The sequence below is a fragment of the Streptomyces sp. NPDC048479 genome, from assembly GCF_040651435.1.
Lineage (GTDB): Bacteria > Actinomycetota > Actinomycetes > Streptomycetales > Streptomycetaceae > Streptomyces.
Genome location: NZ_JBEZKA010000018.1, coordinates 96,675 through 117,506, shown reverse-complemented (window position 1 = coordinate 117,506; position 20,832 = coordinate 96,675). Strand labels below are relative to the sequence as shown.

At 68.3% G+C, this 20,832-nt stretch carries 20 protein-coding genes and 2 pseudogenes; 19 read left to right on the top strand and 3 right to left on the bottom strand.

Annotation, left to right across the window (positions count from 1 at the left end):
* Positions 1 to 124 precede the first annotated feature (124 nt).
* The 14 genes and pseudogenes from rimM (at position 125) to AB0D12_RS26315 (ending at position 11,462) form a co-directional block, all read left to right on the top strand.
* Complete coding sequence (gene rimM / locus AB0D12_RS26380; RefSeq protein ID WP_362687610.1) at positions 125 to 682, top strand: ribosome maturation factor RimM; 558 nt, start codon at positions 125 to 127, stop codon at positions 680 to 682.
* Positions 682 to 1,503: a tRNA (guanosine(37)-N1)-methyltransferase TrmD gene (trmD, locus tag AB0D12_RS26375; RefSeq protein ID WP_362687608.1), complete on the top strand. Its 822-nt coding sequence runs from the start codon at positions 682 to 684 to the stop codon at positions 1,501 to 1,503. Before rimM ends, trmD begins: the two co-directional genes overlap by 1 nt.
* 131 nt (positions 1,504 to 1,634) lie before the next feature.
* Positions 1,635 to 1,985 carry a 50S ribosomal protein L19 gene (gene rplS / locus AB0D12_RS26370; RefSeq protein WP_327326346.1) on the top strand — a complete coding sequence of 117 codons (351 nt, stop codon included), beginning with the start codon at positions 1,635 to 1,637 and terminating at the stop codon, positions 1,983 to 1,985.
* 71 nt (positions 1,986 to 2,056) lie between these two features.
* Positions 2,057 to 2,884, top strand: coding sequence for a signal peptidase I (gene lepB, locus AB0D12_RS26365; protein WP_362687605.1), 828 nt, complete (start codon positions 2,057 to 2,059; stop codon positions 2,882 to 2,884).
* Positions 2,877 to 3,978, top strand: a pseudogene (gene lepB, locus AB0D12_RS26360) (signal peptidase I). The gene lepB (AB0D12_RS26365) and the pseudogene lepB (AB0D12_RS26360) overlap by 8 nt, the downstream one beginning before the upstream one ends.
* A gap of 28 nt (positions 3,979 to 4,006) precedes the next feature.
* Positions 4,007 to 4,816, top strand: coding sequence for a signal peptidase I (lepB, locus tag AB0D12_RS26355; protein WP_362687602.1), 810 nt, complete (start codon positions 4,007 to 4,009; stop codon positions 4,814 to 4,816).
* Between the two features lie 78 nt (positions 4,817 to 4,894).
* Positions 4,895 to 5,665 carry a signal peptidase I gene (gene lepB, locus AB0D12_RS26350; RefSeq protein ID WP_362687599.1) on the top strand — a complete coding sequence of 257 codons (771 nt, stop codon included), beginning with the start codon at positions 4,895 to 4,897 and terminating at the stop codon, positions 5,663 to 5,665.
* Positions 5,655 to 6,143 carry an NUDIX hydrolase gene (locus AB0D12_RS26345; RefSeq protein WP_362687596.1) on the top strand — a complete coding sequence of 163 codons (489 nt, stop codon included), beginning with the start codon at positions 5,655 to 5,657 and terminating at the stop codon, positions 6,141 to 6,143. Before lepB (AB0D12_RS26350) ends, AB0D12_RS26345 begins: the two co-directional genes overlap by 11 nt.
* Positions 6,144 to 6,198: 55 nt before the next feature.
* On the top strand, positions 6,199 to 6,507 hold the full coding sequence (locus AB0D12_RS26340; RefSeq protein WP_003965949.1) for a DUF2469 domain-containing protein: 309 nt from the start codon (positions 6,199 to 6,201) through the stop codon (positions 6,505 to 6,507).
* 99 nt (positions 6,508 to 6,606) lie between these two features.
* A complete protein-coding gene (locus AB0D12_RS26335) occupies positions 6,607 to 6,969 on the top strand; it encodes a YraN family protein (RefSeq protein ID WP_327326351.1) in 363 nt (120 codons plus the stop codon).
* 1 nt (position 6,970) lies between these two features.
* Positions 6,971 to 8,587 (top strand): YifB family Mg chelatase-like AAA ATPase, encoded by a 1,617-nt coding sequence (locus AB0D12_RS26330; protein WP_362687593.1) that lies wholly within the window; start codon positions 6,971 to 6,973, stop codon positions 8,585 to 8,587.
* Positions 8,587 to 9,756 carry a DNA-processing protein DprA gene (dprA, locus tag AB0D12_RS26325; protein ID WP_362687590.1) on the top strand — a complete coding sequence of 390 codons (1,170 nt, stop codon included), beginning with the start codon at positions 8,587 to 8,589 and terminating at the stop codon, positions 9,754 to 9,756. The genes AB0D12_RS26330 and dprA overlap by 1 nt, the downstream gene beginning before the upstream one ends.
* A 241-nt stretch (positions 9,757 to 9,997) precedes the next feature.
* Positions 9,998 to 10,834, top strand: a complete 837-nt coding sequence (gene whiG, locus AB0D12_RS26320) for an RNA polymerase sigma factor WhiG (protein WP_326652901.1) — start codon at positions 9,998 to 10,000, stop codon at positions 10,832 to 10,834.
* Positions 10,835 to 10,904: 70 nt separating this feature from the next.
* Positions 10,905 to 11,462 carry a helix-turn-helix domain-containing protein gene (locus AB0D12_RS26315; RefSeq protein WP_362687752.1) on the top strand — a complete coding sequence of 186 codons (558 nt, stop codon included), beginning with the start codon at positions 10,905 to 10,907 and terminating at the stop codon, positions 11,460 to 11,462.
* 179 nt (positions 11,463 to 11,641) lie between these two features.
* Here AB0D12_RS26315 and AB0D12_RS26310 read toward each other — a convergent pair.
* Positions 11,642 to 12,073: pseudogene (locus AB0D12_RS26310) on the bottom strand (M23 family metallopeptidase); the annotation flags it as partial.
* A 395-nt stretch (positions 12,074 to 12,468) separates the two neighbouring features.
* Between AB0D12_RS26310 and rpsB the strand changes: the two are divergent.
* From rpsB to AB0D12_RS26285, 5 genes are all read left to right on the top strand, one after another.
* Positions 12,469 to 13,404: a 30S ribosomal protein S2 gene (gene rpsB, locus AB0D12_RS26305; protein WP_362687587.1), complete on the top strand. Its 936-nt coding sequence runs from the start codon at positions 12,469 to 12,471 to the stop codon at positions 13,402 to 13,404.
* Between the two features lie 104 nt (positions 13,405 to 13,508).
* The gene (tsf, locus tag AB0D12_RS26300) at positions 13,509 to 14,345 is read left to right on the top strand and encodes a translation elongation factor Ts (protein ID WP_362687584.1); all 837 of its coding nucleotides are present in this window, start codon (positions 13,509 to 13,511) and stop codon (positions 14,343 to 14,345) included.
* 159 nt (positions 14,346 to 14,504) lie between these two features.
* Positions 14,505 to 15,290, top strand: a complete 786-nt coding sequence (gene pyrH, locus AB0D12_RS26295) for a UMP kinase (RefSeq protein ID WP_327328512.1) — start codon at positions 14,505 to 14,507, stop codon at positions 15,288 to 15,290.
* 124 nt (positions 15,291 to 15,414) lie between these two features.
* Positions 15,415 to 15,972: a ribosome recycling factor gene (gene frr, locus AB0D12_RS26290; RefSeq protein ID WP_326652908.1), complete on the top strand. Its 558-nt coding sequence runs from the start codon at positions 15,415 to 15,417 to the stop codon at positions 15,970 to 15,972.
* On the top strand, positions 15,972 to 17,084 hold the full coding sequence (locus AB0D12_RS26285; protein ID WP_362687580.1) for a phosphatidate cytidylyltransferase: 1,113 nt from the start codon (positions 15,972 to 15,974) through the stop codon (positions 17,082 to 17,084). Before frr ends, AB0D12_RS26285 begins: the two co-directional genes overlap by 1 nt.
* Positions 17,085 to 17,294: 210 nt before the next feature.
* On the opposite strand, the gene AB0D12_RS26280 is transcribed toward AB0D12_RS26285, so the two are convergent.
* Both AB0D12_RS26280 and AB0D12_RS26275 read right to left on the bottom strand, forming a co-directional pair.
* Complete coding sequence (locus AB0D12_RS26280; protein WP_362687577.1) at positions 17,295 to 17,741, bottom strand: hypothetical protein; 447 nt, start codon at positions 17,739 to 17,741, stop codon at positions 17,295 to 17,297.
* Positions 17,742 to 18,617: 876 nt separating this feature from the next.
* Positions 18,618 to 20,627, bottom strand: coding sequence for a toll/interleukin-1 receptor domain-containing protein (locus tag AB0D12_RS26275; protein ID WP_362687574.1), 2,010 nt, complete (start codon positions 20,625 to 20,627; stop codon positions 18,618 to 18,620).
* Positions 20,628 to 20,832 lie beyond the last annotated feature (205 nt).

The following is a 20,832-nucleotide window of genomic DNA, read 5'->3' as shown; positions in this document are numbered from 1 at the left end:
GGCTGTTTGCGGGCCCGTGGCTGTTTGCGACCATGAGCCCACGACCGCAATCATCAATCGAGGAACCACGACGGTGGGAACCCGGTCCGCGAGAGCGGCGGCGGTTCAGCCGCAAAGGAGTGCAGTGCAGCTGGTAGTCGCGCGGATCGGCCGCGCCCACGGGATCAAGGGCGAGGTCACCGTCGAGGTGCGTACGGACGAGCCGGAGCTGCGGCTCGGGCCCGGAGCCGTACTGGCCACCGACCCGGCCTCCGCCGGACCGCTGACCATCGAGACCGGCCGGGTGCACAGCGGCCGGCTGCTGTTGCGCTTCGAGGGCGTACGGGACCGCAATGCCGCCGAAGCCCTGCGCAACACGCTGCTCATCGCCGAGGTGGACCCGGAGGAGTTCCCGGAGGACCCCGAGGAGTTCTACGACCACCAGCTGATGGACCTCGACGTGGTCCTCGTGGACGGCACCGAAATCGGCCGGATCACCGAGATCAGCCATCTGCCCTCGCAGGACCTGTTCATCGTCGAACGGCCGGACGGCAGCGAGCTGATGATCCCCTTCGTCGAGGCGATCGTGACCGAGATCGACCTCGAGAAGCAGCGCGCCGTCATCAGCCCGCCGCCGGGGCTGATCGACGAGAGCGAGGCCGAGATCGCTTCGTCGAGGGATGCGTCGGAGGACGACGCCTGATGCGGCTCGACGTCGTCACGATCTTCCCCGAGTACCTGGAACCGCTGAACGTGTCGCTTGTCGGCAAGGCGCGCGCGCGTGGGCAGCTCGATGTCCATGTGCACGATCTGCGCGAGTGGACGTACGACCGGCACAACACCGTCGACGACACCCCCTACGGCGGCGGCCCCGGCATGGTCATGAAGACCGAGCCCTGGGGCGACTCCCTCGACGAGGTGCTGGCGAGCGGCTACGAGGCCGGCGCGCACGGCCCCGTCCTGGTCGTCCCCACCCCCAGCGGCCGCCCCTTCACCCAGGAGCTCGCCGTCGATCTCTCCGAGCGGCCGTGGCTGATTTTCACCCCCGCCCGCTACGAAGGCATCGACCGCCGGGTCATGGACGAGTACGCGACCCGGATGCCGGTCCACGAGGTATCCATCGGCGATTACGTCCTGGCCGGCGGCGAGGCGGCCGTACTGGTGATCACGGAGGCAGTGGCCCGGCTGCTGCCCGGTGTCCTCGGCAACGCCGAGTCGCACCGGGACGACTCCTTCGCACCCGGCGCGATGGCCAATCTGCTGGAGGGACCCGTCTACACCAAGCCGCCCGAGTGGCGTGGGCGCGCGATTCCGGACGTGCTGGTCAGCGGGCACCACGGCAGGATCGCGCGGTGGCGACGGGACGAGGCGTTCCGTCGCACAGCCCTCAACAGGCCTGATCTGATCGAGCGTTGCGACCCGGCTGCCTTCGACAAGAAAGACCGGGAGATCCTCTCCATCCTGGGCTGGTCACCGGAGCCCGGCGGCCGATTTTGGCGCAGGCCCGAGGCCGTGGAAGAATAGGCCGCTGCTGTACGTCCAGTCGGCGCCCCTGCCACAGGGGGAACGACGCCCGCTCGACGCGAACAGCACCCTGACTCCCATCTCGATCATTCCGCTGATGACCTGTGGCATCGGCGAGGAAGCAGACCAACATGGCTCACCTGCTCGACAACGTCAACGCCGCTTCGCTGCGCAGCGACGTCCCCGCCTTCCGTCCCGGCGACACCGTGAACGTCCACGTGCGCGTCATCGAGGGCAACCGCTCGCGTATCCAGCAGTTCAAGGGCGTTGTCATCCGCCGCCAGGGCTCGGGCGTCAGCGAGACCTTCACGGTCCGCAAGGTCTCCTTCTCCGTCGGCGTCGAGCGCACCTTCCCGGTGCACAGCCCGATCTTCGAGAAGATCGAGCTCGTCACCCGCGGTGACGTCCGTCGCGCCAAGCTCTACTACCTGCGCGAACTGCGCGGCAAGGCTGCCAAGATCAAGGAGAAGCGCGACAACTGAGCTCCGGCTCACACTTCGCGCTCAGCTTGGGAGCAACCCAGTCACAGGGCGGCCGGATAGGCTCTGGGCCGATGGACACCGAAGCGAAGCACACGGAGCGCGACCGCTCTTCCGCCCCCGAAGCCGGGGGAGAGGGAGAGGGGTCGCGCTTCGCGCGTTCCGCGCGCCCCTCCGGGCGGCGTTCCCCGCGGCCATCCGGAGGGCTGGGTAAACGCCTCTCCGGGCTGTCCTGGCGTACGGCGGGGCTGCTCGGCGTCGCGTGCACGGTGCTCGTGCTGCTGTTCAGTCATTTCGTGCTGCAGCCCTTCCAGATCCCCAGCCGCTCCATGGAGCCCACCCTGCAGGTCGGTGACCGGGTGCTGGTGGACAAGCTGGCGTACCGTTTTGGTTCCCAGCCCGAGCGGGGAGACGTCGTCGTCTTCGACGGCACGGGATCCTTCGTACGAGAGGGCGTGAAAGAAAATCCGGTCAGCAGGCTGACGCGCGGGGCGCTCGCGGCGCTGGGGCTGGCCGAGCCGGCCGAGACCGACTTCGTGAAGCGCGTGGTGGGTGTTGGTGGTGACCGTGTGGTCTGCTGCGACAAAGGGGGCAGGGTCGAGGTGAACGGCGTACCGGTCGACGAGAGATATCTGCACCCCGATGACGTGCCTTCGGAGGTCCCCTTCGACATCGTCGTCCCCGAGGGCACGCTGTGGGTCATGGGAGACCACCGGAGCAACTCCCGCGACTCCCGCGACCATCTCGGCGAGCCGGGCGGTGGCATGGTGCCCGTCGACAAGGTGATCGGGCGGGCGGACTGGATCGGTTGGCCGGTCGGCCGCTGGACCTCGCTGGAGCCGGCCGGGGCCTTCTCCCGCGTACCGGATCCGGGTCGAATGCCGGGCGGAGCCCATGGGTAGCCGCGGGCGTAGTGCGAGCCATCGGGCCGACACCCGGCTGCCCACCGGGACACGGCCCACGGACGGCGCCAGGCCGCTGCCGGGCCGTGCGGAGCGGCGCAGGCTGGCACAGAAGGTGAAGCGCAAACGCCGCCGGTCGGCCGTGAAGGAAATACCCCTTCTGATCACCGTGGCGCTGATGATCGCCCTGGTCCTGAAGACATTTCTGGTGCAGGCCTTCGTGATCCCGTCGGGCTCGATGGAGCAGACGATCCGGATCCAGGACCGCGTGCTGGTGGACAAGCTCACGCCGTGGTTCGGCTCGAAGCCGCAGCGCGGCGATGTCGTCGTCTTCAAGGACCCTGGCGGCTGGCTGCCGCCGAATGAGCAGCAGAAGGAAGACCCGATCGGCGTCAAGCAGGTCAAGCAGGGGCTGACCTTCATCGGCCTGCTGCCTTCGGACGACGAGCAGGACCTGATCAAACGGGTGGTCGCGGTCGGCGGGGACACCGTCAAGTGCTGCGACAAGGACGGTCGGATCACCGTCAACGGCGTACCGCTCATCGAGCCGTATCTGAACCCCGGCAACGTTCCCTCGACGATCAAGTTCGAGGTCAAGGTGCCGGCCGGGCGGATATTCGTGATGGGTGACCACCGGTCCAATTCGGCCGACTCGCGCTTCCACCTCGACGAGAAGGACCGCGGCACGGTTTCGGAGGGCGAGGTCGTCGGCCGCGCGGTCGTCATCGGCTGGCCCATCGGCCACTGGCGGAAGCTGGAGGAGCCGGAGACGTACACATCCGTGCCGAACGCGCGCGCCGGGGCGACTTCGGCACTCCGTGGGTCGAATAGTGTGTCCCCTCAGGATCTGAACGGAATGATCCTGCTCCCGAGCCCTGCGGAACTCCCGCTCGTTATGGGAGTGATGGGCCTGTTCCGACTTCGGGGCAGGCGGTTCGCACGGAGTGAGGAGTGGATGTGGGGGATGTGGCGGTCGGCGCACGATCCGGACACGACGAGCCCGAGGAGAGGCCCGGGAAGCTCGACGAGTCAACCCCGGCCGTGACACACGATTCGGCCGGGACACCGGGGACCGCCGGGGCGACGGGTGCTGAGGGCGCCGAGAGGGCTGATGACGCCGAGATGGCTGAGGGCGGATCGTCGGTGGGCAGTCGTACGGGACAGAAGAAGCACCGATCCTTCTGGAAGGAACTGCCGCTCCTGATCGGTATCGCGCTGCTTCTCGCGCTCCTGATCAAAACGTTCCTGGTGCAGGCGTTCTCGATCCCCTCGGACTCGATGCAGAACACCCTGCAGCGGGGCGACCGGGTCCTGGTGGACAAGCTCACCCCGTGGTTCGGCTCGGAGCCCGAGCGCGGCGAGGTCGTGGTTTTCCACGATCCGGGCGGCTGGCTGGACGGTGAACCCACCCCCAACCCGAACGCCGTTCAGAAATTCCTCAGCTTCATCGGCCTGATGCCGTCGGCCGAGGAGAAGGACCTGATCAAGCGGACGATCGCGGTTGCCGGTGACACGGTGGAGTGCAAGAAGGGCGGCCCGGTCAAGGTCAACGGGAAGGCGTTGGTCGAGCCGTACATCTTCCCCGGTGACACTCCCTGTGACGACCAGCCCTTCGGCCCGTTCAAGGTGCCCAAGGACCGGATCTGGGTGATGGGCGACCACCGCCAGAACTCCCAGGACTCCCGGTACCACATGGCCGATGCGCGCGGCGGCTTCGTCCCGGTCGACAAGGTCGTGGGGCGCGCTGTCGTGGTCGCCTGGCCGGTCAACCGCTGGGCCACCCTGTCGGTGCCGGACACCTTCGACCAGCCCGGAATCAACGCCGCTGCGGCTGTTCTGCCCGCGGCTCCTGCGGCGATGGGCCTCGCGGGAGCACTGCCGATCGTGCTCTGGCGCAGGAGGAGGCTGACCGGCGGGCGTACCGCCGGGTAGGGTGCCGTCCCAGATCGCCGATCTCCGAGGGTTGACTCGACTCTCGGGGACCGAATCTCCGAAGTGGGGAGCGCTGGGATGAGCAATACAGGACGTACGGAAGACGGCCGCGGCCGGCTCGGCAATGCACTGTCGGGCCTGGCCGTGGCCGTCGGCTGTGTGCTCTTCCTCGGAGGGTTCATCTGGGGAGCCGTGGTGTACCAGCCGTACACCGTGCCGACCGACTCGATGTCGCCGACCGTCGCGGCGGGCGACCGGGTCCTGGCGCAGCGGATAGACGGCGAGGAGGTACGCCGCGGGGACATCGTGGTCTTCCGCGACAAGCAGTGGGGCGATATGCCGATGGTGAAGCGTGTCGTCGGCGTGGGTGGTGACGCGATCGCGTGCTGCGGCGACGGTGGCCGGCTGACCGTCAACGGCAAGGCGATTGAAGAACCGTATTTGCTCGCCAAGGGGCCGGCCTCGAACAGCTTTACGGCGACGGTGCCCAAGGGGCAGCTGTTCCTGCTCGGTGACGAGCGTATGGGCTCGCTGGACTCGCGCGTACACCTCCAGGACCCGGGACATGGGTCGGTGCCGCGCTCGGCGGTCACGGCCCGGCTGGACGCCATCGCCTGGCCGCTGGACGGCGGCCTGCTGGACCGGCCGCAGGGTTTCGCGGTGCTGCCGGGCGGGGTGTCGCAGCCGGGGCCGGTGAAGCTGGTGCTCGGTTCGGTGGTGATCGGCGCCCTGCTGATCGTGGGCGGGGCGGCATACGGTCCGATCGCCCGGCGGCTGTCGAAGCCGCGGCGAGGGGCCTCGGGCAGTGGCGGCAGCGGACGCGGGAAAGCGACTGCCGGTGTCGGATGAGCGGCGGAAGGTCGCACGGGTGGTTCTGCTGGACCCGCAGGACCGCATTCTGCTGATGCACGGATACGAGCCCGAGGACCCGGCCGACAGCTGGTGGTTCACTCCGGGCGGCGGCCTGGAGGGCGACGAGACCCGGGAAGAGGCCGCGCTGCGCGAGCTGGCGGAGGAGACCGGGATCACAGAGGTGGAGCTGGGGCCGGTGCTGTGGCGCCGGACCTGCTCGTTTCCGTTCGACGGACGCCGCTGGGACCAGGACGAGTGGTACTTCCTGGCACGTACGACGCAGACGGCGACGGCCCCGGGAGGGCTGACGGAGCTTGAGCAGCGCAGTGTCGCGGGGCTGAGGTGGTGGACCTCCGCCGAACTGTCGGCGGCGCGTGAGACGGTGTATCCGACCAAGCTCGCCGAGCTGCTGCGTACGCTGCTCGACGAGGGTCCTCCGAGCGCGCCGGTGGTCCTGGCCCCCGAAATCGTCTAGGGGCGCGGGGGGCTGGCGCACAATAGGGGGACGCAAGGCTGAAGGGGAACATGCCATGAGCGCCGAGGACCTCGAGAAGTACGAGACCGAGATGGAGCTGAAGCTCTACCGGGAGTACCGAGATGTCGTCGGGCTGTTCAAATATGTGATCGAGACCGAGCGTCGTTTCTACCTCACCAATGATTACGAGATGCAGGTGCACTCGGTGCAGGGCGAGGTCTTCTTCGAAGTCTCGATGGCGGATGCCTGGGTCTGGGACATGTACCGACCGGCGAGGTTCGTCAAGCAGGTGCGGGTACTCACGTTCAAGGACGTGAATATCGAGGAGCTCAACAAGAGCGATCTCGAGCTTCCGGGTGGCTGATCCCCGGGTGGCTGAGTTATCCACAACGGGCGGGTTGTCCACCAAGATCCACTGGTGAGGATCTGACGCGTCACAGTCGGTGCCGGAGGTGGTGCCGAGATGAACGCGACGGGGGCACTGGGGCGGTACGGCGAGGAGCTGGCGGCGAGGCTGCTGGCAGAAGCCGGTATGACGGTGCTGGCGCGCAACTGGCGCTGTGGGCGGGCCGGTGAGATCGACATCGTCGCCCGGGACGGCGACGCGGTGGTCGTCTGCGAGGTCAAGACCCGCAGAGCGGGTTGCTTCGAGCATCCGATGGCTGCGGTCACGCCGAGAAAGGCGGAGCGGCTGAGACGGCTGGCCGAGTGCTGGCTGGAGAGGCACGGCGGGCCGCCGCCCGATGGGGTCCGCATCGATCTCGTGGGAGTGGTGCTGCCCCGACGTGGTGCGCCGCTCGTAGAGCATGCGCGGGGGGTGGCCTGAGATGGGGTTCGCGCGGGCGTGTTCCGTGGCGCTGGTGGGTGTCGAGGGCGTGGTGGTCGAGGTCCAGGCGGACCTGGAGCCGGGCGTGGCTGCGTTCACGCTGGTGGGGCTGCCGGACAAGAGCCTGGTGGAGAGCCGGGACCGGGTCAGGGCGGCGGTGGTGAACTCCGGTGCGGAGTGGCCGCAGAAGAAGCTCACGGTGGGGCTCAGCCCGGCATCCGTGCCCAAGAGCGGCAGTGGATTTGATCTCGCTGTGGCCTGCGCTGTACTGGGGGCGGCGGAGCGCATCGACCCGAAGGACATCGCCGATCTGGTGCTGATCGGGGAGCTGGGCCTGGACGGGCGCGTGCGGCCGGTGCGCGGAGTGCTGCCGGCCGTCCTCGCCGCGGCGGAGGCCGGCTACCGGCAGGTGGTCGTCCCGGAGCAGACCGCGGGGGAGGCCTCACTGGTACCGGGGGTCTCCGTGCTCGGCGTACGGAGTCTGCGACAGCTCATCGCCGTACTGACCAATGAACCGGTGCCGGAGGAGGAGCCGGCTCCGGCAGGCAGTCCGGACGCGATGCTGGCCGGGCTGATGGTGCCCGGCGCGGGGGTGGGCACCGGGCTCGCGTTGGAGCCGGTGGACGGCCCCGACCTGGCCGATGTCGCCGGGCAGCGCAAGGCACGCACGGCGTTGGAGGTCGCCGCGGCGGGCGGCCACCATCTGCTGCTGCACGGACCGCCGGGCGCCGGCAAGACGATGTTGGCGGAGCGGCTGCCCGGGGTGCTGCCACCGCTGACCCGGCGGGAGTCCCTGGAGGTCACCGCGGTGCACTCGGTGGCGGGCATTCTGCCGCCGGGTGAGCCTCTGGTACGTACGCCGCCGTATTGCGCGCCGCACCATTCGGCGACGATGCAGTCGCTCGTCGGCGGTGGCAACGGACTGCCGCGGCCCGGCGCGGTGTCGCTGGCACACCGGGGCGTGCTGTTCCTCGACGAGACTCCCGAATTTTCCGGCAAGGCGCTGGACGCTCTTCGGCAGCCGCTCGAATCCGGGCATGTGGTGGTGGCGCGGAGCGCGGGAGTGGTGCGGCTGCCCGCCCGTTTCCTGATGGTCCTCGCGGCCAACCCATGCCCTTGCGGACGGCACACCCTGCATGGCGCGGGGTGCGAATGCCCGCCGTCGGCGATCCGCCGCTACCAGGCGCGGTTGTCCGGACCGTTGCTCGACCGCGTCGATCTGCGCGTCGGAGTCGAGCCGGTCGACCGAGGCGATCTGCTGGGCCAGGGCGGTCGCGGCGAGCCGACGGCGGCCGTTGCGGCACGGGTACGGGCCGCGAGGGAGCGCACCGCGGCCCGGCTGCAGGGCACCCCGTGGACCGTCAACAGTGAGGTACCCGGCCATGAGCTGCGTACGCGCTGGCCGGTCGCGGCCGGGGCGCTGGCCGCGACCGAGCGGGACATGGAGCGCGGCCTGCTCACGGCCCGCGGCCTGGACCGGGTGCTGCGGGTGGCGTGGACGATCGCGGACCTCGCCGGGCGGGACCGGCCGCAGGAGTACGACGTGGATCTGGCCCTGGAGCTGCGTACGGGCATCTCGCGAGGCGTACCCATCGCGGTCGGCGGGGGAGGGCAGTGATGCCGGGCTCGGGAGCGGGGGACGAGGAGCGGGTGGCGCGGGCAGCGCTGACTCGGGTGATCGAGCCGGGTGACGAGCACGGCGGGCGGTGGTTGCGCGAGATCGGGGCCAGGGAGCTCATGGCCAGGCTCACCTCGCCGGAGTACGAGGAACCGGCACTGACCGGCGCTTCGGCCCGACGGCTGGCGGGCTACCGGATACGGGCGACGGGGGTCGAGCCCGACTGCGATCTGGCTGCGGTCGCCGCCGTCGGCGGCCGCTTCATCTGCCCCGGCGACCAGGAGTGGCCCACCCAGCTCGACGACCTCGGTGACGCCAGACCCATCGGGCTCTGGGTGCGTGGCCGGTCCGACCTGCGGAAATGGGCGCTCCGCTCGGTCGCAGTCGTTGGGGCCAGGGCCTGCACGCCGTACGGCGCTCATATGGCGACCAGCCTCGGCGCGGGGCTCGCCGAGCGCGGCTGGGTCGTGGTGTCGGGTGCCGCCTTCGGGGTCGACGGCTCGGCGCACCGAGGTGCACTGGCCGCGGGCGGGGCCACCGTCGCCGTGCTCGCCTGCGGGGTCGATGTCGTCTATCCGCGCGGTCATGCCGAGTTGATCGGGCGCATTGCGGAACAGGGCCTGGTCATTGGGGAGTTGGCGCCGGGCGACCACCCGACACCCAGCAGATTCATCCTCCGGAACCGGGTGATCGCCGCGCTCACCAGGGGCACTGTCGTTGTGGAGGCCGAGTACCGCAGCGGTTCGCTGGTGACCGCACGTAGTGCAGAGAAGCTGGGCCGCTTCACGATGGGAGTCCCGGGGCCCGCCACCAGTGGGCTCTCGGCCGGTGTGCATGCACTGCTGCGGGGTGAGGGCGTGCTGGTCACCGACGCCGCCGAAGTGGCGGAGCTGGTGGGCGACATCGGAGACCTCGCTCCAGACCGCCGGGGACCCGTGCTTCCCAGGGATCTGCTGGATCCCGTCAGCGCACGGGTCCTTGAAGCGCTGCCGGCCCGTGGCGCGGTCGCCGGAGCGCAGGTGGCCCGTGGTGCGGGGACGACGGCAGACGAGACGCTCGGCAGGCTGTACGAACTGCACTCGCTGGGTTTTGTCGAACGGCACGGCGACAGCTGGCAGTTGACGCGGAGCGCGATCCGCGGCTCGAACGCGCGGCGAGGCGGTACTTGACCTGGAGCATTCGGGTGAAAAGGTGATGTCGATGACCTTTGGAGCCCTGTCGATGGCACCTGAGGGGCCGATGCGCGCGGTGTCGGCCCCGGTTCGAAGGTGTGGCCGACGGCAGATACCCGCACAGGTTCGTTCCCCCGTCCTTCGCCCACCGCGACACCGCAGTCACGCTACGCTCACCAGAATTCCGGCCCAGACGCTCGTCCCCTCCCCATCACAGCAGAACGGCTCAAGGCAACGCATGCCCCAGCACACCTCCGGGTCTGACCGCGCGGCAGTGCCACCCGCTGCCCGTGGCACGGTGCGGCCCCCCGCTCCCTCGTCGCTCGAGGAGCTGTGGCGGTCGTACAAGGCCACGGGTGACGAGCGGCTGCGGGAGCAGTTGATCCTGCACTACTCGCCACTGGTGAAGTACGTCGCGGGCCGGGTGAGCGTGGGACTGCCGTCCAATGTTGAACAAGCGGACTTCGTCTCCTCCGGAGTATTCGGCCTCATCGACGCCATCGAGAAGTTCGATATCGACCGGTCGATCAAGTTCGAGACGTACGCCATCACCCGCATCCGCGGCGCGATGATCGACGAACTCCGCGCCCTGGACTGGATCCCGCGCTCCGTTCGGCAGAAGGCCAGGGCCGTGGAGCGCGCTTATGCCACGCTCGAGGCTCAGCTGAGGCGTACGCCCTCCGAGTGCGAGGTCGCCACCGAGATGGGCATCGCCGTCGAGGAACTCCACGCGGTTTTCAGCCAGTTGTCGCTGGCGAACGTCGTTGCGCTGGAGGAGCTGCTGCATGTCGGCGGCGAAGGCGGCGACCGGCTCAGCCTGATGGACACCCTTGAGGACACCGCCGCTGACAACCCGGTGGAGGTGGCCGAGGACCGGGAGCTGCGGCGGCTGCTCGCCCGCGCCATCAACACCCTGCCGGAGCGCGAAAAAACCGTCGTCACCCTCTACTACTACGAGGGCCTCACCCTCGCCGAGATCGGCAATGTCCTCGGCGTCACGGAGAGCAGAGTCAGCCAGATCCATACAAAGTCGGTTCTGCAACTCCGCGCGAAGCTGGCCGACGTCGGGCGCTGACGCGAATCTTCCCTGCCACGTCCGCAGACATCCGTAGAGTGGAGGCGTGCCCAGGATTCGAGCGGCCTCCGTGGCCGAGCACCGGACGATGCAGCGAGGCGCCCTGCTGGATGCCGCGCGCTCCCTCCTGTCCGAAGGCGGTACGGAGGCGTTGAGCTTCCCCGCCCTCGCCGAGCGCACCGGCCTGGCCAGGTCCTCCGTCTACGAGTACTTCCGCTCGCGCGCCGCGGTCGTCGAAGAGCTCTGCGCGGTCGACTTCCCCGTCTGGGCGGCGGAGGTCGAGGCCGCGATGGAGCGGGCGGACACGGCCGAGGGCAAGGTCGAGGCGTACGTACGCCAGCAACTGGAGCTCGTCGGGGACCGCCGCCACCGGGCGGTCGTCGCGATCTCCGCCAGCGAGCTGGACGCGGGGGCGCGGGAGAAGATCCGTGCCGCGCACGGCGGGCTGATCGCCATGATCGTCGAGGCGCTCGGAGAGCTGGGCCAGGACCAGCCGCGGCTTGCGGCGATGCTGCTGCAGGGCGTCGTGGACGCCTCGGTCCGCCGTATCGAACTCGGCGCAGCAGAGGACCCGGCGAAGATCGCCGACGCGGCCGTGTCCATGGCGCTGCGGGGCGTACGGGGCTGACTCCGCGCGGGCGCCCTCCACGGCCGCCGATGTGTCACGGCGGCCGTGACCACGAGCAGTACCGCGTGGAGCGCGTCCCCAGGCCCCGCGCCTGCAGTCCTCGCGCCGCCGGGCCACGCGACCGCAGCCCCCGCGACCGCAGGCGCGGCATGCGCCGCCGGTGGGGCCGCTTCCAGTGCCGGGACGCCGATGACCGGGAGCAGCCGGGACGGGCCGCGGCGCAGCAGCCAGGGCGGCAGCAGGGACAGCGGATCCAGATATTCCGTGCCGCGCAGCAGACCCCAGTGCAGGCAGCCCGCGGCACAGTGCGACGGTCCCGGGGCGACCGTGGCCACCACCTGGCCGGCGCTCACCGCCGTGCCCTCCGGCAGGAGGGGGCGAACCGGCTCGTATGTCGTGCGCAGCGGCGGCTCACCTGTACCGGTGAGGACGATGGAGAGCACTCCGCGGCCCGCGACCAGGCCCGCGAACGAGACCCGGCCGGGTGCCACGGCCCGTACCGGGGTGCCCGGCGGCGCGGCCAGATCCACTCCGCGGTGCCCCGGCCCGTAGACAGACGCCGGCGGCTCCCAGCCCCGTACGACCGCGGGGCGCGGCGGCCCCAGCGGCCAGCCCACGTCGCGGCCGGCGGCCGGGGCCACGCCCGCGCCCACGACGAGCAGGGCCAAGGCGAGCAGCGGGACGAGCAGTCTGCGGTCCATGCGGTGGCCCATGAGGCCGTCCATTGAGTGGTCCATGACGCGGTACATGGCACAGACCGTCCCGCGGAACACCGCCACCGCGCTGATCATGGTCCAGATCTGTGGAGTACTGACGGGTTGTGGACAGCGCCGTCACCCGGCACCGCCCCGGTCCCGTACACTTCTCATGGCGATCCGGGTCACCGGGTCGACTTCGCACGCCCCGCCACCACACCCTCAGCGGTCGGTGGCCGCGCTCCTCGGTCCCTTGTGGCACGGCGCGTCGGGGCGTCAGGACATAACCGAGAATCCAAGGAGATACGGCCATGGCCGTCGTCACGATGCGGGAGCTGCTGGAAAGCGGCGTCCACTTCGGTCACCAGACCCGTCGTTGGAACCCGAAGATGAAGCGATTCATCTTCACGGAGCGCAACGGCATCTACATCATCGACCTGCTCCAGTCGCTGTCGTACATCGACCGCGCCTACGAGTTCGTCAAGGAGACCGTCGCCCACGGCGGCTCCATCATGTTCGTCGGTACCAAGAAGCAGGCCCAGGAGGCCATCGCCGAGCAGGCGACGCGGGTTGGTATGCCGTACGTCAACCAGCGTTGGCTGGGCGGCATGCTCACCAACTTCTCCACCGTCTACAAGCGCCTTCAGCGTCTGAAGGAGCTCGAGCAGATCGACTTCGAGGATGTGGCCGCGTCCGGCCTCACCAAGAAGGAGCTCCTGGTCCTCTCCCGCGAGAAGGCCAAGCTGGAGAAGACCCTCGGTGGTATCCGCGAGATGCAGAAGGTGCCGAGCGCCGTCTGGATCGTCGACACCAAGAAGGAGCACATCGCCGTCGGTGAGGCGCGCAAGCTCCACATCCCGGTCGTCGCGATCCTCGACACCAACTGCGACCCCGACGAGGTCGACTACAAGATCCCGGGCAACGACGACGCGATCCGCTCCGTCACCCTGCTCACCCGCGTGATCGCCGACGCCGTCGCCGAGGGCCTCATCGCCCGTTCCGGCGTCGCCACCGGTGACTCCAAGCCGGGCGAGAAGGCCGCCGGCGAGCCCCTCGCCGAGTGGGAGCGCGACCTCCTCGAGGGCGAGAAGAAGGCCGACTCCGACGAGGCTGCCGAGGCCGAGAAGCCGGCCGAGGCCGCTGCTGAGGCCCCCGCCGCCGAGGCTGCTGCTGAGGCTCCGGCCGACGAGGCTGCTGCTGAGGCTCCGGCCGCCGAGGCCCCGGCCGCGGACGCCGAGCAGGCCTGACCTCACAGGTTCGGTAGTTGACGGCGGGGGACGGTGCCATGCACCGGCCCCCGCCGCTCACCCGTAGATCTTCGACTTTCGACTTTCGAGAGAGATTCAAGGACATGGCGAACTACACCGCCGCTGACGTCAAGAAGCTCCGTGAGCTCACCGGCGCCGGCATGATGGACTGCAAGAAGGCCCTGGACGAGGCCGACGGCAACGTCGACAAGGCCGTCGAGCTGCTCCGCGTCAAGGGCCAGAAGGGCGTCGCCAAGCGCGAGGGCCGCAGCGCGGAGAACGGCGCCGTCGTCTCCCTCATCTCCGAGGACAAGACCTCCGGCGTTCTGCTCGAGCTGAAGTGCGAGACGGACTTCGTCGCCAAGAGCGAGAAGTTCCAGGCCGTCGCCAACACGCTTGCCGCGCACGTGGCCGAGTCCTCCCCGGCCGACATCGAGGCGCTGCTCGCCTCCGAGATCGAGGCCGGCAAGACCGTCCAGGCGTACGTCGACGAGGCCAACGCCAACCTCGGCGAGAAGATCGTCCTCGATCGCTTCGCGCAGTTCTCCGGCGGCTACGTGGGTGTGTACATGCACCGCACCATGCCCGACCTCCCGCCGCAGGTCGGCGTCCTGGTCGAGCTGGACAAGCAGAACGCCGAGATCGGCAAGGACGTCGCGCAGCACATCGCCGCCTTCGCGCCGAAGTACCTCTCCCGCGACGAGGTTCCGGCCGACGTCGTCGAGAACGAACGCCGCGTCGCCGAGGCCACCTCGCGCGAGGAGGGCAAGCCCGAGGCCGCCCTGCCGAAGATCGTCGAGGGGCGCGTCAACGGCTTCTTCAAGGAGGTCACCCTCCTCGACCAGCCGTTCGCCAAGGACAACAAGAAGTCCGTCCAGAAGGTTCTGGACGAGGCCGGTGTCACGCTGAAGCGCTTCTCGCGCATCCGCGTCGGCGCCTGAGCCGTACGCGATCGACACGGGAGCCCGCTAGGGTTTCCCACGCAGTCATCGGCCGCGTAGGCGCCGGACGACCGCAGATCTGACGAGGAGGCCATTGCCGACAGGGACACCAGCACCCACCGGCAATGGCCTTCTTCGTATGTGCACGAGGAGATCTCCATGAACAAGGGCGCGCACGCCAACCAGGCTGCCGACGACAAGAGCGACGACCAGGACGGCAAGAAGATCGGGCGCTTCATGCTGAAGCTGTCCGGTGAGGCTTTCGCCGGCGGCGGGGCGCTCGGCGTCGACCCCGACGTCGTACACGCCATGGCGCGCGAGATCGCGGCGGTCGTCCGCGACGGCGCGGAGATCGCGGTCGTCATCGGCGGCGGCAACTTCTTCCGCGGGGCCGAGCTCCAGCAGCGGGGCATGGACCGGGCCCGCTCCGACTACATGGGCATGCTCGGTACGGTGATGAACTGCCTCGCTCTCCAGGACTTCCTGGAGAAGGAGGGCATCGACTCGCGCGTCCAGACCGCCATCACCATGGGCCAGGTCGCGGAGCCGTACATCCCGCTGCGCGCCGTGCGTCACCTGGAGAAGGGCCGCGTCGTCATCTTCGGCGCCGGTATGGGCATGCCGTACTTCTCCACCGACACCACCGCCGCCCAGCGCGCCCTGGAGATCGACGCCGAGGCCCTGCTGATGGGCAAGAACGGTGTCGACGGGGTCTATGACTCCGACCCCAAGACCAACCCCGACGCGGTGAAGTTCGACGCGCTGGAGTACGGCGAGGTGCTCTCCCGCAACCTCAAGGTCGCCGACGCCACCGCCATCACGCTCTGCCGCGACAACAACCTTCCGATCCTTGTCTTCGAACTGCTCACCGCAGGCAATATCGCTCGCGCCGTCAAGGGTGAGAAGATCGGCACTCTCGTGAGCGACCAGGGCACCCGGGCCTGACTCGGGCGAGTCCCTCGAGGGATGGACAAAGCCCTGCCGGTCGGACACCGTGCAGGGGAACGCGACACAGGTTCCGCCGGCCCTGTTGCACGCCGGGCCTACTCAAGACACGCAGGAGCAAGTGGTGATCGAAGAGACCCTCCTCGAGGCCGAGGAGAAGATGGAGAAGGCCGTCCTGGTCGCCAAGGATGACTTCGCCGCGATCCGCACCGGACGTGCGCACCCGGCGATGTTCAACAAGATCGTGGCGGACTACTACGGTGCACTGACCCCGATCAACCAGCTGGCCTCGTTCTCGGTTCCCGAGGCGCGCATGGCCGTGGTGACCCCGTTCGACAAGACCGCGCTGCGCAATATTGAGCAGGCGATCCGCGACTCCGACCTCGGCGTCAACCCGAGCAACGACGGCAATATCATCCGGGTGGTGTTCCCCGAGCTCACGCAGGACCGCCGCAAGGAGTACATCAAGGTCGCCAAGACCAAGGCCGAGGACTCCAAGATCTCGATCCGCTCCGTCCGCCGCAAGGCCAAGGAGACGATCGACAAGCTGATCAAGGACGGCGAGGTCGGCGAGGACGAGGGCCGCCGCGCGGAGAAGGAGCTCGACGACACCACCGCGAAGTACGTCGCGCAGGTGGACGAGCTGCTCAAGCACAAGGAAGCCGAGCTGCTCGAGGTCTGATGAACGACTCTTCCTGGGGGGCCCCGCCGAGAGCCGGTTACTGGGGGCCGCCCGACCAGGGGCGTGCCCCGGCGGGTCCCGCATACGATGAGCATGACGCACAGCAGACTCGGCCCATGCCCATCGTGCCGGACTTTCCCGACGCAGGTAGAGACGCCGATGACCCTAACGACGGCGACGACCGCAACGACCGCGACCGGGGGGCCGCTCGGCTGAGTGGTCCCCTGTCCCGTGACGAGATGCCGCAGGAGCCCATGCCCACCCCGCCGCCGACGGCACCCGAGCCGCCGCAGAAGAAGCGGGCCGGCCGTGATCTACGGGCGGCCATAGGGGTAGGCGTCGGCCTCGGCGCGGTGATCGTCGCGTCACTCTTCATCGTCAAGGCCGTGTTCGTCGGCGTGATAGCGGTCGCCGTCGTGGTCGGGCTGTGGGAACTGACGTCGCGGCTCGAGGAGCGCAAGCAGATCAAGGCACCGCTGGTGCCCCTAGCGGTCGGCGGCGCGGCGATGGTTGTGGCCGGCTATGTGCGCGGTGCGGAGGGCGCATGGGTCGCCATGGCGCTCACGGCGCTCGCGGTGCTGGTCTGGCGGATGACCGAACCGCCCGAGGGGTATCTGAAAGACGTCACGGCGGGCGTCTTCGCCGCGTTCTACGTGCCTTTCCTGGCGACGTTCGTCGCGATGATGCTCACCGCGGACGACGGGCCGCAGCGGGTGCTCACCTTCCTGGTGCTGACGGTGGTCAGCGACACGGGTGCGTACGCCGTCGGCTGGCGCTTCGGCAAGCACAAGCTCGCGCCGCGCATCAGCCCCGGGAAGACCCGCGAAGGCCTGCTCGGCGCGGTGGCGTTCGCAATGGCGGCGGGCGCGCTGCTCATGCAGTTCGTGATCGACAACGGCACCTGGTGGCAGGGGTTGCTGCTGGGCTTCGCGGTCGCGGCCAGCGCCACGCTGGGTGACCTGGGCGAGTCGATGATCAAGCGAGACCTGGGCATCAAGGACATGGGCACGCTGCTGCCGGGCCACGGCGGCATCATGGACCGGCTCGACTCGCTGCTGCCGACGGCTCCGGTCGTCTGGCTGCTCATGGTGATCTTCGTAGGTGGCGGCTGACCTGCGCGTTCGTATGTGAGGCGTTGATGAGGGGTTCGTTGTCCACAGGGCGGCGGGCCCCTCTTCGTATCTCTGCGACACTGGTAGGACCATGCCCAAGCCCGGAGAACTGGCAGGCGTCAGACGCGAACGTGCAACCCACCTGCGCGTTTGACGTCGGTAAGGTCCCTGTTTCGACTTGCTGGGCCGTCTCTGGGCCGTGCTCAGCGCTCAAGTGTGAGACAGACGGCGGCGCACCGCTTTGCCGCTGGCCGCTACGAACTGCTTCATAGCAGCGTGGTGTTGGTCCCAAAGGTCGGAATAGTCCGCAGTATTCATGTCCCCACGTCGCCAGCAGCTTCCAAGCCGCCGGCCAGCCCTGTTCAGCTCATCCAGTGACGACAGCAGGGCTTCATCCTTCGAGAGGATGTGCAGGCGGGCTGTTGCCAGCCGCAGGGCCGAAAGATCCCAACTAGCGACCCGCCCCTCCAAGCCCAGGTGACGTTCCTCCCAGATGCGATCCCGGAACTCTGTGGAGGACGCCGCCACCATGGCGCATTGCTCAAGTAGAAGCTCCGAGATGCGAGCCCGTTCCTCAGACCGCTTCACCAGGTGCTGACCCACGAGTGCGATCGCGGCACCAGCAATGGTTGCTAACAACGTCCCCCATGCGCCCATGCAAGGCATTGTTCCCGTGCCTCGCACGGGCGCATGCATGTCGGGTGGGGTCGGGATGCGAGACGTCACGGCTAGGCGATAGGACGCCGTCCACTGTTTTCCTGGTCCGCTCCTGGCTCGAAGGCATGAGGTGCGCGTACACCCCCAGTGTCAGGGCCGCTCCGCCGGGCGCGCTTCCCGGCTCCGCTGCGGGCGCCGCTCCTGCCTCCGGCCCGCTCCGCCCGCGCTGCGCCGACGCGCGCCCACAAAGTCACCTAAGCAGAACGGATGAATCTCCCAACGAGCCGGAGGGGTTGGTAAACGTACCGCCTCGACCTGACACCACTGGCCGGGCCGAGGTAGCTCCTGCTTCTACTCTCCGGCCGGGTCGGCGGAACACCGAAGACCCGCGACGGCATCGTGGAGGCCATCCGCACCCTGCGCGTAGTCCGCCGCTCGGCCGTCAAAGACCGCACCCAGACCATCAACCAGATCCACACTCTCATCGTCACCGCACCGTGCCCGCGCGAGTGATCTCAGAAGGTGCCATGGGCGACACCGTAGAACAGGGCACTGACAAGGGATCCAAGGCCGTCTCCTCCCGGGCATCTCCCACAACTCGCTGCGCGGGTCTCAGTTGTGGTCTCACCCGATGTCGAATCCGTGCATGTCCGAGGTAGTGTCAACACGACCGTCGGTATTGCTGAGCTGCAGAAACGGTCGGCGGGTGGATGGCCCTGGACGGTCCCGGAGCGCGATCGGACAACTCCCCCTGGGAGCAACACACCGAACCTCCCTCTATCGGTGGTCTCCCCAGCTGTGTCTGGCAGCTGCTGAAGGCATCGGTTCTGCGGGGAATCTGGCTGCGTTTCGCGGAGTGGCCGGAGACACCGGTGGTCACCGCACCGAGGCCACCACGGCGTCCCACAGCGACATTTGGCAGTGCGCGACTGACCGCCGGGTGCCTACATCCCATATCTGAATGCCGCTGGATGACCAAGTTACAAGGAGGCGACCGTCAGGGGTCCACCCGGCTGGGGTGATGTCCTCGTCGTGGACGGTCAGTTCGCGTGCCGTGCCGTCCGTGAGGGACCAGATACGCACGGCGCTGCCGGTAGACGCAAGCCACTTGCCGTCGGGGGACCACGCTACCCGAGGTTCGAAGGGAGATAGAGAACCGTAGGAGAGGCTGCGCTCAAGGGTGCCGTCCGTACGCCACACCAGGGCGCGTTTACCCCGCCAGGAGGCAGTGGCTAAGCGGCGACCATCCGGGGACCATTGGAGATCGTCAACGAGCCCCTGCCAGCCAGGGGAGAGTCGTACGGTGTCGCCGCCCTCCTCAAGACGATGAATTACCAACGGCGGGTCTTCTCCGCTCAGGCTGGTGGTGGCCAGCATTTCACCGTGTGGGGACCAGGCCAGCAAGTCGACGGACTGCTGTACTTGAAAGGTGCGCAAGGTGTCCAGCCGCTTGGAATTGGCACTGACCACCATGGCATTGTGCATCAGTCCGCCGACGGCGAGACGGTTGCTGTCCGGCGACCAGGACAGGGCGCTAACGCCCGAGTTGAAAAACCTGTCGCCCACGGGTGTTCCGGTGTGGGTGTTCCAGACGTGCAGGGTCCCTCCGTAGGCACCAGCAGCGATCCGGTCTCCGGAGGGCGACCACTCGACACTTTCGATCATGCGTTGGCCTCCGGAGAGGGTGCGTAACGGCGTCAGCGTCGCAGGGTTCCATACGCGTACGTTCCCGTCGGATTGCCCGGTGGCGATCCGACTTCCGTCCGGCGACCAACGTAGGATCCACACGATCGGACCGTTGGACTCGGTGCGGGAGGCCAACTGCGAGCCGCTCCGCGTGTCCCAGAGCCGAAGCGTGGTGGCGGTGCCCCAGCCTTGGCCGTGGGCCGATACCGCGTACCGCCCGTCCGGCGAAAGCGCGACGTTGTTGACGATCCGCGCGTCGGCGGCGAATGCCACAGCCCCAACCCAGACGAACGGCAAGAGGACAGCCGTCAGAAACGCGGTTACACCAGCCCTGTGGCGCCGCCGAGCGGGAGGCGTCTGGAGCAGCTCCGACCGTTCGAGTCGGAAAGAGTTCTCGAACCGCTCGAGAAGCCCGTCCAGGTCTTTACCGAACTCGGGCCCCGGCCGCAGATACGTCGCCTGTAGGAAAGGCAGCTTCTTGAGGGAGTTGGGAAGCCGCTCGTCGGCCGGGAGGCCAGCCCTGCCGACCAGGACCGGAATTACAGCGATTTCGGCGTCGATCGCTGTTTCGATCTCTGTACGGACGGGATCGTCCGGCTGGTCGAGCCGCCGCTCGCCTCTCGCGTCGCGGGTTTCGAGCCAGCTCTCTCCGATCAGGGCCAGCATGCAGTCACAGCGCCTGATCAGTGTGGGGAGATTCGTTGCCCCCAGGGCGTGCAGAAAATTCCTACCTGGGGGCAGCGTCTCCGAATCCTTGAAAACGCGGGTGTGGCCGTATCGCTTCGACAGAGCGTCGTAGATTTCGTGGCACTCACTCAGTGAGTCGCTTTGGCGGTAGTTGATGAAGAATCTAGGTTTGCGCCGTAGTTGGGCGAGGTCGCCCAGCCAGAGTGAAAGCGGGCAACTCAGTCCGCCAATGAGTAACCCTGCTGCGGCCCCGGTCCCCTCCTCGCCGCGCGCGGCGATACCGCACGCAAGGCCGAGGGCAGTTGACGAAACGAGGTTGAAAACGCAGACCGACGGAGGGGTCAGCTTTCCGCGGAGAAGGGTCACCTGTACTACCTGCAGAAGTCCTGCGCCTGCCAGGAGGAAGCATATGATTCCCGCCGCATCGCTGCCTGACAGGCCTGCAAAAAGGGTGCCCCAGAGCGCCGATAAATACAGCGGTACAACTAGAACCAAACGCGTACGGGTGGTCACTTCCGCCCCCTCGACCCTCTACACGAGTCCCCTGGATCGAGATAATAGCCATAATCTGGGAGGAACATGGCGCTTTCGGCGAGGCGGTAATCCAGGTGGCTCACGAGGCTGGGGTTATCCCGTAAATGATCTACGGAGCGTTGGCTGAGCATTGCGGGACCAGTTGGGGGTAGTCAGCAACAATGACGGTGTGCGGGTGTGCGGC

Bases quoted from the DNA above. Each gene is read 5' to 3' on its own strand.
- trmD (WP_362687608.1), top strand. From the start codon at position 682: ATGCGGCTCGACGTCGTCACGATCTTCCCCGAGTACCTGGAACCGCTG.
- rplS (WP_327326346.1), top strand. From the start codon at position 1,635: ATGGCTCACCTGCTCGACAACGTCAACGCCGCTTCGCTGCGCAGCGAC.
- lepB (WP_362687605.1), top strand. From the start codon at position 2,057: ATGGACACCGAAGCGAAGCACACGGAGCGCGACCGCTCTTCCGCCCCC.
- lepB (WP_362687602.1), top strand. From the start codon at position 4,007: ATGGCTGAGGGCGGATCGTCGGTGGGCAGTCGTACGGGACAGAAGAAG.
- lepB (WP_362687599.1), top strand. From the start codon at position 4,895: ATGAGCAATACAGGACGTACGGAAGACGGCCGCGGCCGGCTCGGCAAT.
- AB0D12_RS26340 (WP_003965949.1), top strand. From the start codon at position 6,199: ATGAGCGCCGAGGACCTCGAGAAGTACGAGACCGAGATGGAGCTGAAG.
- AB0D12_RS26335 (WP_327326351.1), top strand. From the start codon at position 6,607: ATGAACGCGACGGGGGCACTGGGGCGGTACGGCGAGGAGCTGGCGGCG.
- AB0D12_RS26330 (WP_362687593.1), top strand. From the start codon at position 6,971: ATGGGGTTCGCGCGGGCGTGTTCCGTGGCGCTGGTGGGTGTCGAGGGC.
- dprA (WP_362687590.1), top strand. From the start codon at position 8,587: ATGCCGGGCTCGGGAGCGGGGGACGAGGAGCGGGTGGCGCGGGCAGCG.
- whiG (WP_326652901.1), top strand. From the start codon at position 9,998: ATGCCCCAGCACACCTCCGGGTCTGACCGCGCGGCAGTGCCACCCGCT.
- rpsB (WP_362687587.1), top strand. From the start codon at position 12,469: ATGGCCGTCGTCACGATGCGGGAGCTGCTGGAAAGCGGCGTCCACTTC.
- tsf (WP_362687584.1), top strand. From the start codon at position 13,509: ATGGCGAACTACACCGCCGCTGACGTCAAGAAGCTCCGTGAGCTCACC.
- pyrH (WP_327328512.1), top strand. From the start codon at position 14,505: ATGAACAAGGGCGCGCACGCCAACCAGGCTGCCGACGACAAGAGCGAC.
- AB0D12_RS26285 (WP_362687580.1), top strand. From the start codon at position 15,972: ATGAACGACTCTTCCTGGGGGGCCCCGCCGAGAGCCGGTTACTGGGGG.
- AB0D12_RS26280 (WP_362687577.1), bottom strand. From the start codon at position 17,741: ATGGGCGCATGGGGGACGTTGTTAGCAACCATTGCTGGTGCCGCGATC.